The organism is Morganella sp. HSTU-ASny43 (assembly GCF_022819185.1).
Taxonomy (GTDB): domain Bacteria; phylum Pseudomonadota; class Gammaproteobacteria; order Enterobacterales; family Enterobacteriaceae; genus Morganella; species Morganella morganii.
In genome coordinates, this window is record NZ_WSPG01000026.1 from 22,393 (window position 1) to 36,553 (window position 14,161).

General features: G+C 50.6%; 13 protein-coding genes. 3 read left to right on the top strand and 10 right to left on the bottom strand.

What is annotated here, in order from left to right:
• Positions 1 to 99: 99 nt before the first annotated feature.
• Entirely contained in the window at positions 100 to 393 is a 294-nt protein-coding gene (locus GN208_RS13685; RefSeq protein WP_004237358.1) for a DUF5339 domain-containing protein, read from the top strand.
• 64 nt (positions 394 to 457) lie between these two features.
• On the opposite strand, the gene GN208_RS13690 is transcribed toward GN208_RS13685, so the two are convergent.
• From GN208_RS13690 to GN208_RS13700, 3 genes are all read right to left on the bottom strand, one after another.
• Positions 458 to 895 (bottom strand): universal stress protein, encoded by a 438-nt coding sequence (locus GN208_RS13690; RefSeq protein ID WP_004237359.1) that lies wholly within the window; start codon positions 893 to 895, stop codon positions 458 to 460.
• 282 nt (positions 896 to 1,177) lie between these two features.
• Positions 1,178 to 1,606 carry a universal stress protein gene (locus tag GN208_RS13695; protein WP_004239509.1) on the bottom strand — a complete coding sequence of 143 codons (429 nt, stop codon included), beginning with the start codon at positions 1,604 to 1,606 and terminating at the stop codon, positions 1,178 to 1,180.
• Between the two features lie 78 nt (positions 1,607 to 1,684).
• Positions 1,685 to 2,548 (bottom strand): NAD(P)H-hydrate dehydratase, encoded by an 864-nt coding sequence (locus GN208_RS13700; RefSeq protein ID WP_004237361.1) that lies wholly within the window; start codon positions 2,546 to 2,548, stop codon positions 1,685 to 1,687.
• Positions 2,549 to 2,702: 154 nt separating this feature from the next.
• Between GN208_RS13700 and GN208_RS13705 the strand changes: the two genes are divergently transcribed.
• Complete coding sequence (locus GN208_RS13705; protein WP_004237362.1) at positions 2,703 to 2,924, top strand: DUF2594 family protein; 222 nt, start codon at positions 2,703 to 2,705, stop codon at positions 2,922 to 2,924.
• A 170-nt stretch (positions 2,925 to 3,094) separates the two neighbouring features.
• Here GN208_RS13705 and GN208_RS13710 read toward each other — a convergent pair whose 3' ends face one another.
• Both GN208_RS13710 and GN208_RS13715 read right to left on the bottom strand, forming a co-directional pair.
• Positions 3,095 to 4,546 carry a DUF3999 domain-containing protein gene (locus tag GN208_RS13710; protein WP_004237363.1) on the bottom strand — a complete coding sequence of 484 codons (1,452 nt, stop codon included), beginning with the start codon at positions 4,544 to 4,546 and terminating at the stop codon, positions 3,095 to 3,097.
• A complete protein-coding gene (locus GN208_RS13715; protein ID WP_004237364.1) occupies positions 4,546 to 7,242 on the bottom strand; it encodes a DUF2339 domain-containing protein in 2,697 nt (898 codons plus the stop codon). The genes GN208_RS13710 and GN208_RS13715 overlap by 1 nt, the downstream gene beginning before the upstream one ends.
• Before the next feature lie 734 nt (positions 7,243 to 7,976).
• Between GN208_RS13715 and hemB the strand changes: the two genes are divergently transcribed.
• Positions 7,977 to 8,951: a porphobilinogen synthase gene (hemB, locus tag GN208_RS13720; RefSeq protein WP_004237365.1), complete on the top strand. Its 975-nt coding sequence runs from the start codon at positions 7,977 to 7,979 to the stop codon at positions 8,949 to 8,951.
• Between the two features lie 200 nt (positions 8,952 to 9,151).
• On the opposite strand, the gene GN208_RS13725 is transcribed toward hemB, so the two are convergent.
• The 5 genes from GN208_RS13725 to GN208_RS13745 all read right to left on the bottom strand — a co-directional run bounded on the left by GN208_RS13725 (position 9,152) and on the right by GN208_RS13745 (position 13,807).
• Complete coding sequence (locus GN208_RS13725) at positions 9,152 to 9,502, bottom strand: DUF488 domain-containing protein (RefSeq protein ID WP_004237368.1); 351 nt, start codon at positions 9,500 to 9,502, stop codon at positions 9,152 to 9,154.
• Complete coding sequence (locus GN208_RS13730) at positions 9,499 to 10,014, bottom strand: methylated-DNA--[protein]-cysteine S-methyltransferase (RefSeq protein WP_004237369.1); 516 nt, start codon at positions 10,012 to 10,014, stop codon at positions 9,499 to 9,501. The genes GN208_RS13725 and GN208_RS13730 overlap by 4 nt, the downstream gene beginning before the upstream one ends.
• Positions 10,015 to 10,457: 443 nt before the next feature.
• Positions 10,458 to 12,503: a carboxy terminal-processing peptidase gene (gene prc / locus GN208_RS13735; protein WP_015422672.1), complete on the bottom strand. Its 2,046-nt coding sequence runs from the start codon at positions 12,501 to 12,503 to the stop codon at positions 10,458 to 10,460.
• Positions 12,504 to 12,521: 18 nt separating this feature from the next.
• On the bottom strand, positions 12,522 to 13,214 hold the full coding sequence (gene proQ, locus GN208_RS13740; protein WP_004239523.1) for an RNA chaperone ProQ: 693 nt from the start codon (positions 13,212 to 13,214) through the stop codon (positions 12,522 to 12,524).
• A gap of 95 nt (positions 13,215 to 13,309) precedes the next feature.
• Positions 13,310 to 13,807 (bottom strand): GAF domain-containing protein, encoded by a 498-nt coding sequence (locus GN208_RS13745; RefSeq protein ID WP_004237372.1) that lies wholly within the window; start codon positions 13,805 to 13,807, stop codon positions 13,310 to 13,312.
• Positions 13,808 to 14,161 lie beyond the last annotated feature (354 nt).

Consider the following 14,161-nt stretch of genomic DNA (forward strand, 5'->3'; position numbering starts at 1 on the left):
ATTCTGAGATTCATCTTATTCTTATATATATTCCATGATATTTCGGGGCATATTGATTAATTATTCATATCCGTTCCTGCCTACAACATAAGGTCTATAATGAAAAAGCTGACACTAATTACCCTGGGATGCCTGTTCTCTGTTACTGCTTTTGCTGCCAATGCCAGCAAAGTCTGTGATGAATATTTCACTGAAATCGACGAAATGGTCAAACTGGCAGAGCAGGAAGCCAAAGGTGATGCTGATGCGACTGCACAGATCACTGCCATGAAACAGCAGCTGGAAACCGCAAAAACACAGATTAAATCTGTACCGGAAGAGACTCAGGACATGGCGTGTCAGCAGGGCCTTGATGCACTGAAGGAATTCAAAGCATCGATGGCGAAACAGTAATTCTGTTTTCACGAAAAAGGTCCGCGTTTGCGGACCTTTTGGTTTTTATCGTTATACTTAATATTCAGCGGACAACCAGTACGGAAACCTGCGCATGTGCCACAATCCCGGAGGCGGTTGACCCCAGCAGATGGGTTGAAATACTCGGGTGACGCGAACCGACAACAATCAAATCAGCATGGATCTCTTTTGCTTTTGCCAGCACTTTATCTCTCGGCGTGCCGTAATCCACAAAATAACTGACCTGCTCTGCCGGTAAATCCACTTTTTCGGCAATCGCTTTTAACTCATCTTTTGAACGGGCAACGGCTTTTTCCGCAAATGAGTTCAGCAATTCATAGTGGTAATTATAGCTTATTGAGAATTTCGAAATATCCGGTACAGAGTGAAACAACATCAGTTTCGCCTGTGACATCTTTGCCAGATAAATCGCGTGTTTCAGGGCATTACTCGTCAGTACATCTTCTGTCACATCAATAGGAACTAATATCGTTTTATACATACCATCCCTCATTGTCAGTTCAATGTGTATTTGAATTAAGTATAGGCAATAAACAGGAAACCGCCGTGCCGGGCATCATAAAATTTCACTGCCTTTTTATGATTTTGTGTTTTCTATCCGGAAAAAAATCCGGCTATACCACGTATTATTCCTCTGTATTTTCGTATGAGACAGGCAGATAACCAGCAAGAAGAGAATGATTCTTTTATGAGTAGCGGGGATGACGGCAGGAAGAACAAAAAATACCGGTGGCATCATCGATACCACCGGATACAGATTACATCAGCGGACAACCATTACTGAAACCGGTGCGTAACGGACAACACCGCCGGCAGTCGAGCCCAGCAGATGAGTGGAGATATTCGGACGGCGGGAGCCGATAACAATAATATCGGCTTTTACCTCTTCCGCTGCCTGGATAATTTCATCACGCGGCGAACCGAACGTAATCGTGTAAGCAAGACGCTCCGGCGGCAGATCAATAGAATCCATCAGCATATGAAGATCTTCTTCCGCTTTAATGGTCGCTTTATCTTTTATCTCCATATAACCCAGCGCATACGCATTAATAATCGCGGATGAGATCGGCAGGACATGGACAATATGCAGCTTAGCCCCTGTTTCTTTCGCCAGATAGAGTGCATGGCGGACAGCCTTACTGGTCAGTTCTTCTTCTGAAATATCGATAGGAACCAAAATTGTATTATACATACTGCCTCCTTGAATAAATCATGCGATATATTGTCACTATATTAAACAGAGCGAAAAATATCTGTGAGATTGATACCGTTAACTCTTATTACCCGGCATTTCTGTTATCAGGCGGTTACGGATTAACCGCACATAATCAATAATTTCATGAGCAGTTAATCCGGCAGGGCCGATACCGGCGGCCACACATTCATCTGCCGCCGCGCCGTGCAGCCAGACCCCGCCACAAACCGCTTCCTGCACCGGCAGCCGTTGTGCCAGCAGACTACCGATAATACCGGATAGCACATCCCCGCTGCCGGCAGTCGCCAGCCCGCGGTTACCACTGTGATTACACCATAGCTCACCGTCCGGTGAGGCAATCAGGCTGCGGTGCCCTTTCAGCACCGCCCAGCAGTGATACTGAGCTGCCAGCGCCAGCACTGCCGCCGGGCGATCCGCCTGAATATCCGCCACGGTGGTATGCAGCAGACGGGCGGCTTCCTGCGGATGCGGGGTTATCACACAGTTATCATCCAGCGCGATACCCGGCGTGGCGGCCAGAATATTCAGTGCATCCGCATCCAGCACCTGTGGTTTACCGGTCTGCATAAATGCCGCTTCCGCCAGTACCCGGCTCTCTGTACTCTGCCCCAGTCCCGGACCGGTAACCTGTGCGGTCAGCGCCGGGTCATCCGCAAGGGCGCGGGCAGTACGCAGCATCAGCTCCGGTGCATTCTCAACAAACGGCACCGGCAACTGCGGCTGATTAAATCCCAGGATCACTTTGCCGCACCCGGTTTTCAGTGCGGCGCATCCGGCCAGAATAATCGCACCGGTCATTCCGGCAGCCCCGCCGGTGATCCCGAGGGTACCGAATGTACCTTTATGGCTGTCCTGCGGATCCGGCCTTTTTAATACCGGGTAATCGCGGGTTATGGCATTGATATCAATAATATTCATCTGATTATTTTGCCTTTTTCAGCGGATAATGAACGCACCCTGTTTATCAGCATAACGGGAAAATAAAAAAGAAGGTAGAGCAGTGACGGGCAGATCTGGTATTCTTTGCGGCTGATATATCCGGGACTGATAAATATAACGGTTGAGGTTGACCATGAATAACGCATTTAAAACTGAAAACGATACTGAAACACTGGCTGCGGAAGTGACCTGCTTAAAAGCACTGGTGACATATTTACTGAAGGCGGTGGGTCAGGCGGATGCCGGCCGTATTATCGTCAATATGGAACGCCAGATCAGCGAAATTGATGATGAGCATCTGTCAGGTACCTTTAAAAATACCATTGCCCAGATTAAAACTGAGTACCGGAAATAATTTCCGGCCTGGCAATTAATGCTGTCCGGGGATAATGCAACGAATCGCTAAAGAGAGAGGCCGCTGTTTGTGTCAGGATAATGTTCCTGTACTAAATACCCTTTCTTTTTTATTTTCGTTTCTGTCCGCACGCTGTTATACAACGTGCGGACTTTTTTTATGCTGTACGGTTATTTCTGTTCCGTTTTCATTTCTTTCAGCAGGCGGACAGCAAATAATCCGAGTATTACCACACCAGCCACCAGCACACCCCATAACAGCCAGGTTTTCCAGGCAAACGGCGGCGGGGCTTCCGGTTCAGGCAGTAACTTCGCTTCCCCGCCCAGTGTGACCACTTTTTCTGACACATCAGCCCGCGGAATCGCATCCTGACTATTCAGATTATTGCCCGGCAGAAGCTGGGACAGCGGTAAAAATACCGCATTGGCATCATGCGCCCCCCATACCAGCAGATACGGCGCAGAGCCCTGGGCGTTGAAGGTCAGATATTGTGCATATTTAACCCCGGTGACCTTCGGTGGTGTCCCGCGCCAGCTGCTGTTAATCGCGGTCAGTCTGACCTGGCGGACCGGCAGATCATTCAGCCGGATGTTACTGTTGCGGTTTTCCGCATCATCCGACACCAGTGAATAAAGCACTTTATTATCCAGCGGCAGCCAGTTCCCTTCTGTACCACTCCGGTATTCTATCCGTACCGGCAGCACCGTATTTTCCCGGTCAATATGAAAATCCAGACGGCTGAGACTCTGGGTATTCGGCAGACTGTAAATCATACTGCCGTCAGTGTCCTCCGCAGGCACAAAATCAAAACGGTTCACCTCACGGCGCTCCACAGTCCGGGAACTCATCCCTTCTGCGGTGGTGATCTGCGGTGGTGCCTGATTGTTATCTCCGGTCACGGAAAGCAGCCAGTATTTCGCCCTGCTTTCATCACCGCTGATATAGCCCGGAATTTTTATCTGCTGCGCCAGCAGTGCATCCTCACCGGATTTCAGATCCATCAGCGGCACATCGAGGATCACCGGCGACCAGTTCTGTTTGTCATCACTGCTGAACAGTGAGGCTTTGGCCTGCATATTACCGGTCTGCTGCGGCCAGTTCAGAGTGACTTCCCGCAGCGGCAGCGGGAGCTGCTGTTTGTTATCCGGCACCAGCAGGTAAGTCGCGGTGGACGGACGCGCCAGGCTGTCCGCACTATCATTGTAAATCGTCAGTTCTGTACCGTTATCCGCTTTCAGGCGGATTTTGCGGTTGCCATCCTGCTCTTCCGTCCGGCTTTGTGACAGCGGATAAATAACGAAGCGAACACGCGCGCTTTCATCTTGTACCTGCTTCGCCGCCGTCAGTGACATCGGCACCGGCGTACCGGAGCTGTCAAAGATACGGATATCCCGCAGATCCGGCCAGGCACTGTTGAGCCAGACATTATCCGGGACTGTCAGCCGGTAAAATGGGGCATTCTCCGCCCGGAGCTGTAATTCCGCCCCCTGATTAAAATCATTCAGTGTCTTCGCCGGGGTATCCGCCCGCGAAAGGGTCGTCACCGATGTCAGCACCGCCGCCAGGAGCACAGCCCCGGTATGCCATTTGCGGCGCAGTGCCGCCTTTTTACCTGTGATCATCAGTTATCTTCCTTATTATTCTGTATGTCAGTGCCTGTTTTCGGCGGTAAAGGCGAGAAATATCCCACAACCAGTATCAGCAGTGCCACCCCGATAAATGCACCGGCTCTGGCAAGCCCGCTGCTCTGGTTCATATCAACCACAAAGAGTTTAATAATCACCACGGCAAAGACGGCCGCCCCGGCCAGCCACAGATGGCGTTTATGCCGGCGGGTTGCGGAGGTCATCAGGATCACGGCCGTCAGTGCCCAGACAATCGCCAGCGTGGTCTGAATAAGACGGGACTGCAGCAGCCCGACGGTTGTCCATGTGGTGCCGTCCACAAAAAAGGCCAGGGCGCGGATCAGAATACCGTTCGCCCACCAGATACCAAGCACAGCGATGGCAATACCCAGGCCGCGCACCACATCTGCCCGGAAATGCATTGCCGGTGTGGTCCGTATCAGCGCATCACGCAGACACCACAGTGCAGCAAGCCCGAACAGCCCGGCTTCATCCAGCGGGTTCAGCAGCGGCACATACTGCCAGAGCGACAGCTGACCATCCTGCATATTTCCGGTAAACAGCGCCAGCCCCAGTAACACAGCCAGTGGATAGGCACTCTGCCAGTACAGCGCGGCATGATTGTCCATCGGCGGCCGGTGCAGGTGCTGCATGGCGTAAAGCACGAAAATCACGCCGCACGCCGACAGCATGGCAATAAAGTAACCCCACTCTTCCATACCCCACGGCAGCTGCATTTCTGCCCACATCACTTCGGCGGCGACCAGGCCGATGACGGTCCAGAGTGATGCGCCGTGCATCAGGTTGCTGACAATGCGCGGTGCCTGTTCCGGCAGCAGCCGGATAAAGGTGATCATACTGCCGATAACCAGCAACCAGATAAAGCCGCCGTACAGCGAACCGGCCGCATGTGTTCCGGTAAGGATATAGTCACACAGTATCAGCAGGCTCACTATCCACAGCGCACTGATGCAGTAATACAGCTGAGTCCACTGCACTTTGCGCGCCAGGAAGAACCAGCTCCAGACCGAGATCACAAGCCCGGTCAGCACATATTCCTCACCGGACAGTAATTCACCCGCCGGTGATAACCACGGCAGCATCCACAGCCACGAGAGCCAGGTGATCATGGCCGGGATAATCAGCAGTCCGGAAATCAGTTTGCTGCGATTCATCAGACGAAAATGGTGATGAAGCGCCCCGGCAACCAGCAACCCGCCCCACTGGAAGATATACATCCAGGCGCTTTGTTCTGACCAATAAATAAAGTCCATGCTGTAGAGCAGAGACGCAAACCCGAGCAGCACCAGCCCGGTGGCACTCCAGCCGACAATCCGCTGTTTTTGCAGACAGGCGAACCACAGTATCGCCAGCCCTTCAATCGTCCAGGCCACGGATGTCCACTGCGGCGACAGTGCCAGCGGTACCGCCAGCGAGATAAAGCCGATACTGAGCAGCAGGAAACCGAGCGACAGGCGCTGCCCGTCAGCACGGAAGCGACGCAGACTGACCACCGCCAGCAGCAGATAAATCAGCCCGAAGGCCAGCGATGACATTGCGGTACCGAGATAGAACGGCTCCGTAATGGCATATTGCAGGGAAAACGCCAGCACCGGCGGCGCAAACAGCAGCACCGAGTCCACCATCAGCTGTTTTCGCCCGTCATCTGTCCGGACATGATGCCGTGCATATTGCTGCGTCAGCAGCCCGTAGACCACCAGATTCAGAATAATGAAGATCTGACAGTTCAGGTAATACTCCGGCTGATAGTTATCCACGCCCCAGATCACACCGACCACAAAGGTAAAGGCGAAACCGGCGATATTCAGCACCCGCCAGCCCTGCCAGTAGTTCATGATCAGAATGGAGACGGAAAGCATCAGATAATAGGAGAACAGCGCGATATAGTTACCGCTGCCGGTGGAGAGCAGCACCGGTGCCGCATAGCCGCCGATCACAGCCAGGACCGCCAGGCTGACCGCGTTCTGTATCACCGCAAAGAAAACAGATGCCAGGCAGATAACCACCATCAGCGGCAGTGCAAAGGCCAGCGGCAGGAACTCATAAAGCTTATAGGCGGCAAATATCGTGATATAAAACGCACCGAGGCTGCCGCCCTGAACAATCAGGCTGTACAGCCGGTTTTTATGGCGGACACACCAGCCGACAACAAAGAGTGTTACTGACAGGATTGCCGCGCCGATCAGACGGACTTCCGGTGTCAGGATATTATTTTCGATACTGAATTTCAGCAGATAGGAGAGGCCGATAAACAGCAGCAGAATACCGATTTTGGCCGGGAGATTGCCGTTAAGCAGCCATTCGAGAATATTGGCCGCCGGGCTTTTGCGCTCCGCCGCTGCAGTATCCGCCGGGAACGGCATTGCCGCCGCCGCGATGACGGGTTCCGGTTCAGAAACAGGATCAGGTTCCGGCACCGGTTCATACTGCACTTCCGGCTCCGGCTGCAGCGGGATCACTTCAGACAGCGCAGCGGCCTGAACGGTGGCCTCCGCTACCGGCTGACCGCCGGTCAGGGCATCCAGTTCGCGGCGCAGTGATTCCGTTTCCTCCGTCAGAACACTGACCTGCAACTTCAGCAGCGTTGTGCGCCGCAGCGCCGCAACAGCAATAAACGGCGTCACAACAATGAGCGCCACTAACACAAAACCCCAGAAGAGTAATGAATCCATGTTTATCCTGTTTTTCAGTCTTTAACTTAGAGTGTAGACAATTTTTAATTTCCGTTATCTCACATACTGCCTGTTATGCTGCTAAAAATCAGGTGAATAAATCCGGGTATTTAACAAATACCATAAAATGCTGTTTTATCCCGTTAATCCGTTGTTAAAACACCGGAAACATCTGCTGATACGCGGGATTCACACCTGTTTTGACTGAAAATCATTTTTCTGGATTTTAAATATTGACTGTTATCACAAAAAGGGGCAATTTTGAGATACAGATCACAACAATAAAAGGACACTCACTATGCGATTTTTAGCCCGCTTCTTAAAAGAGTTAGACAACGTCACCGCGTCCTTCTGTGTGGTCGCATTTTACCGTAACCGTCTCTGACGGACAGACTGAGCATTTTTGAGCTGTATCGGTTCAAATCAAATTTAGTTTAAATGTTAAATTTAATTTGTGAGAAAGATTGACACTCATCAACAAAGTGCTAAAGTTATGTCATCGAATTGTGAGAACGCAATAAACAAGAACGCAATTATGTTACCTGCAATAAAAAATATCAGACGTTTTATCTCAGAGCTCAATAAAATCGCCCGTATTATATTCTGAAGATAAACGCACATCGTTTTCAGGCTCCCTCTGCGGAGCCTTATTTTTTTCTGCCTGTACCCCATCCTCCTCTGAAAGGTTTATACTGACCGCATTATTTTTTGTGAAATAAGGAGCAACTGTCGTTATGCAACATGACATCCAGCGTCTCAGAAGAATTCGTCAGACCCCGCAGATGCGTGATCTGTTCCGGGAAACCTCATTAAGCCTCAATGATCTCGCGTTACCGATTTTTGTCGAAGAAGGCGCTGATGACTATAAAGCCATCGACAGCATGCCCGGCGTTATGCGCATTCCGGAAAAGCGCCTCGCTTACGAAATCGAGCGGATCGCCAAAGCCGGTATCAAATCCGTCATGACTTTCGGTGTTTCACATCATCTGGATGCAACCGGCAGTGATGCCTGGGCGGAAGATGGTCTGGTTACGCGGATGTCCCGTATCTGCAAAGAGACCGTGCCTGAAATGGTAGTGATGTCCGATACCTGTTTCTGTGAATACACCAGCCACGGGCACTGCGGTGTGGTGCATGACGGCGTGGTCGATAACGACGAAACCCTGCATAACCTCGGGTTACAGGCAGTGGTTGCCGCACAGGCAGGGGCTGATTTTATCGCGCCTTCCGCAGCCCAGGACGGCCAGGTACGGGCTATCCGTCTGGCACTGGATGCCGCCGGGTTCCATCAGACCGGGATTGTGTCCTACTCCACCAAATTCGCCTCTGCCCTTTACGGCCCGTTCCGTGATGCAGCCGGTTCCTGCCTGAAAGGCGACCGCAAAACCTATCAGATGGATCCGATGAACCGCCGCGAGGCTATCCGTGAATCCCTGATTGATGAGCAGGAAGGTGCGGATATGCTGATGGTGAAACCGGCCGGAGCTTATCTGGATATTCTGCGCGATGTGCGCGAGCGTTCAAATCTGCCGCTGGCGGCCTATCAGGTGAGCGGTGAATACGCGATGATCAAACTGGCTGCACAGGCCGGTGCTATTGATGAAACCCGCGTTGCACTGGAGACTCTCGGCTCCATCAAACGTGCCGGGGCAGATTTAATTTTCAGTTATTTCGCCCTGAGCCTGGCAGAGAATAAGATCCTGAGCTGATACGCTGAATTATCTTCTTTGCTGAAAAATCCCGGTTCGCCGGGATTTTTTGTGCTGTGACGCTTCCGGTACAGGCAGACAGAACGAAAAAACGCTGTAAATACATCCCTGTACGCTCGGATCGCGCCATCCGTGGCGCTTACGTTTTCCGTTCGCCTGTCTGCCTGTACCTGCGCGTCAGTCAGGCCGCCGATATGTCATCAGGATAATTTTTCTTCCAGAAATGCCTTCAGCACTTTAGCCTGGTTATGTTCTTTATCTTTTGCCGCAAACAACAGTGTCAGATTGCCCTGCACCGCTCTGGCCACCAGCGGTTGCCAGCTTTGCGGCCTGCTCTCCAGCTCTTCACGGTAACGCCGTTCAAACTCCGGAAACTGATCACTGTTAGCGTGGAACCACTTGCGTAATTCCGTATCCGGCGCAACATCCTTATTCCATTCATCGTAATTCAGATCGGTTTTTTTAATTCCGCGCGGCCACAACCGGTCAACCAGTACCCGGTAACCGTCACTTTCCGCGACCTCATCATAAACCCGTTTACAGAAAATCATGCTGATGCTCCTTTAACCTGTTTTTCATGAGCCAGTAACCAGGCTTTGCGGTCCGTTCCTCCTGCATAGCCGGTCAGTTCGCCGTTTTTGCCGGTAACGCGGTGACACGGTACCAGCACGGAAACCGGATTCATCCCGTTGGCCCGCCCGACAGCCCGGACAGCGCGCGGTGAGGATAATGACACCGCCAGCATACTGTAAGTAACGGTGCTGCCAAACGGCACAGACAATAATGCATCCCAGACTTTTTGCTGAAAAGGCGTTCCCGGCAGCACCAGCGGAACGGTAAATATCATCCGTTTACCGGCAAAATAGTCCTGCAGTTGTGACTCCAGCAACGCCAGTTGAGGATGATTTCCGTCTGTTACCGCCATTTTCAGCCGGGAAGAAACCAGCTGTAAGGTATCTTCACGGCGGTTGTCTTCTGTAAATTCCAGAAAACAAACACCCTGCTCTGTTGCCGCGGCCGACATTTCACCCAGTACCGTGCTGAATTGTGTACGAAATATCATCAGAATTCCTTTATTTTCCGTGTATCACTGTCAGGTGTACCGTTTTCTTTACAAAATCGTATATTTTATGAGTTAAAATTGATTTTATTGCACTCAACTTCTTTTGAGTGAAAACTTGATTGAACTCACACTAATGAGTAAAGTACATCCCAACGATACAGCACATTAACTGTACCAGTTTAGATTAACAGATAAACACGTTCACCTGAGTATTGAACATTATTTTCAGAAATAATGGAGGAATTGTTATGGCTAAATTAATTAAATCCACAAAAACAACTTTTGATCGTATTACCACTGCAGTTATGACAATTTCTGTACCGCGCTTCTTTTAATTAATACGCGACGAATTGCCGGTGCCGCTGTGTTTATGCGGCACAAAAAAAATCGACAGCCTGAATGCTGTCGATTTTTTTATTGATGTTATTCCGTAAAATAACAGGTTATTGCGCACTCTTACTGATATCCGGCACTTTTGCCAGATCTGCTGCAATCTTAACGGTTTCATCAAGATACGCGTCCGGCCCTTCATAATCTTTCGGCAGTGCCTCGAGATTTGCCAGCGGTTTCTTGCCTTCACGGGCATAACGTTCATTAATCCGTTTCAGCTTAATCCCTTCCAGCTCTTTATCTTCTTTATCACGCTTCGCGTAATTCAGGGAAATAATATACTGAGTCGGTTTATTGGCTTTAAACCGTGCCAGGTCTTCGTAAATATAAGCGAATTCCGGATCGGTTTTTGAACGTTCCTGATATTTCTGAGTCAGTTCAGGTACCGCTTTGCGGATAATATCTGTCTGTGAATACTGCGCCGGGGCAATGCTGTCCCACGGTAATGCATTATCCTCAAAGCTTTCACCGATATCGTCGTTATCAAAGCCGGTCGGCATAATGATATCCGGCGTTACCCCTTTACGCTGGGTACTGCCGCCGTTAATACGGTAGAATTTCTGGATAGTATATTGCACAGAGCCCAGATCCGGCCATTCAGGGCGCAGCATCTGGTCATAAATACGGCTGACAGGGCGATGCTGCTGCACAGTACCTTTACCGAAGGTCGGTTCACCGACAATCAGTGCACGGCCGTAATCCTGCATGGCTGCTGCGAAAATCTCAGACGCGGATGCGCTCAGGCGGTCAACCATCACCACCAGCGGACCTTTGTAGTAGATAACATCATCGCTGTCCGCATCTTCACGGACACGGCCGTTGTTATCCCGCACCTGCACCACCGGACCACTGGTGATAAACAGGCCGGACAGATCAACCGCTTCTGTCAGTGCACCGCCGCCGTTACCGCGCAGATCGATAATCACCGCATCCACTTTCTCTTTGGCCAGTTTCTGCAGCTGGGTTTTGGTGTCATTGGTCAGACCCACATAGAAACCCGGAATATTGAGCACTGCGACTTTCTGGTCGCCGACCTGTTTGATGGTCATTTTCACCGCTCTGTCTTCCAGACGGATCTGCTCACGGGTCAGGGTCACAATACGTGGTTTGGCCCCTTTGGTATCACCCAGCACTTCCAGGCGGACTTTACTGCCTTTGGCACCTTTGATTTGTGATACCACATCATCCAGGCGCCAGCCGACCACATCCACCATCGGCTTGCCGGTCTGACCAACAGCCAGAATTTTATCCCCGACCGCCAGTTCCTTGCTCTTCAGCGCAGGACCACCGGCGACCAGTGAATTAATCACAGTGTAATCATCATCCATCCGCAGCACGGCACCAATGCCTTCCAGAGACAGGCTCATTTCTGAGTTAAACTGCTCGGTATTGCGCGGGGAGAGATAACTGGTGTGAGGATCGATCTCGCGGGCAAACGCGGTCATGATCAGCTGGAAAACATCCTCACTTTTCGTCTGTGTCAGACGCTTCAGAGCATAGGTATAGCGCTTGGTGAGGGTTTCTTTGATTTCATTGTCATCTTTGCCGGACAGTTTCAGGGTCAGCCAGTCATACTTGACTTTGGCATCCCACAGTTTATCCAGCTCGGCTTCTGTCTGCGGCCACGGTGCTTTGCTCCGGTCCACATCAATGACATCGTCGCCGTCAAAATTCATCGGCTGCTTCAGGCGGTTCAGCGCGTACTGAAAGCGCTCAAAACGGCGTTTTTGTGACAGATTAAACAGATCGTATAACGGCTGTAATTCCCCTTTGCGGAGATAATTGCCGACATCTGCTTTGTTCTTACTGAATTTCGCCACATCAGACGCCAAAAAGACGTTATGGCTGTAATCCAGCAGATTCAGATAACGCTCCAGAATTTTCGCTGAAAATTCGCCGTCCAGCTGAAACTGACGGTAATGGGAATGCAGAAACCGGGACGTCACACGCTCACTGACCGTAGAGTGCTCCGGTGCCTGCTGAGTATCCGGCAGCTGGCTGATTTTGACATCCGGCAGCACAGAGGTGCCGGTTTTTGCCATCGTATTGCCGGTTAAACTAAATCCGATGAGCAACGCCAGGGGTAAAAATTTGTTCATGCCTCGGTTGACTCCGTATCAGAATTTTAAGTGTTCCGCACGCACGATCATTGCCAACCCTGAAGGCAGCTGAACACGTACACCGTCTTTGGTGATCTCGAGAACCTGCGCATCCATAACGCCGGAACCGACTGTCACCTTCAGTTGCTGCCCCACCTTCAGTGCCTGAATATCAGTGATTGGTGTCAGTTCAGACTGAGATTCGGGACGTGGTGCACGTGGTTTACGTGGTGCATCAGCGGATTTCGGCGACGGAGCTTTACCGGTACGCGGCGCTTTAGGCTTATCCGTACGGCTGCGGCGGGAGTCAGCGGCGGCTTTATCTGCCGGACGCGGTTTTTTCTCACCGTCCTGCTCACGTTTCTGCGCGCGCTGCGCCTGGACTCTGGCTTTCGCTTCCGCTAACTGGGTACGGGCATGTTCAACATGTTCCGCTTCCAGATCGCCGCAATCGTTACCATCCAGGTCAACACGTTTGGCCCCTTCTTTGACGCCGTACAGATAGCGCCAGCTGGAGGTGTACATCCGCAGTGCGGTACGTAACTGTGTTTTACTGATACCATCTTCTTCAGTGATACGACTGACGATATCGCGGAAGATGCCGATTTTCAGCGGGCGGGCTTCGCCTTCTGCCACAAAGCATTGCGGGAAGCGCTGAGCCAAAAATGAAATAATTTCTTTACTGCTATTCAACTTGGGTTGATTTTCCATGAATTTTCCTGATTACAACGGTGCTTTGCCAACCAGCAGGCATGAACAGGCGTCATTATAATAGTGTTACAGACAAATGCTATGCTCCCGGAGGCCTAACTTGCGATCATTTCACGATATTTCGGCATAAAGCACGTTGCCAGATGTGCGCAGAGCACGTCATTCAAGGCTTTGAGACCAATTTCATCATTATTATCAAAACGATTAAAAACCGGGCTGTCGATATCCAGTACGCCGATAATCTGACCATTTACCACGAGCGGCAACACTATTTCTGAGTTACTGGCCGAATCACAGGCAATATGTCCGGCGAAATCATGCACATCATCCACACGGATAACCTGCCCCTGAGCAACCGCAGTTCCGCAGACACCACGACCAACCGGAATGCGGACACAGGCCACTTTCCCCTGGAACGGCCCCAGCACGAGGGTATCCCCCTGAAGGAGATAGAATCCGGCCCAGTTTATCTGTTCCAGCTCGTCAAAAAGGACGGCACTGACATTGGACAGTGTCGCGATGACATCTTTCTCATCACTGATAAGCGATGTTAAACGGCGGGTTAAATCCTGATAAAACGCGAGTTTATTCATGTGTCACACTACAGTTACGGGTTAATTATCCGGTTAAAGTAATGTTTAATTTATATCAAATAACGGGGCAGCCCTATAGGATTATTACAAATCCTTTCGCATTTTTCGTGAAAATGAGGGAGAAGAACGGCGGGAATAAAAAAGAGACCGGATAAAGTCCTCTATCCGGTCCAGGGAAAAAGGCTCATAGCGAGCCGTGCGCTAAAATTGCCATTGAAAATATCGTACAACCTACATGATTAAGATTAGTCGGTTTGGTTACATATGCAAAATATTTATTTATCAAATCGTTAACATATATCTGATTTAAATGGCTTATATTTCAGCTGGTTAATTAATAACCGAATATTAATC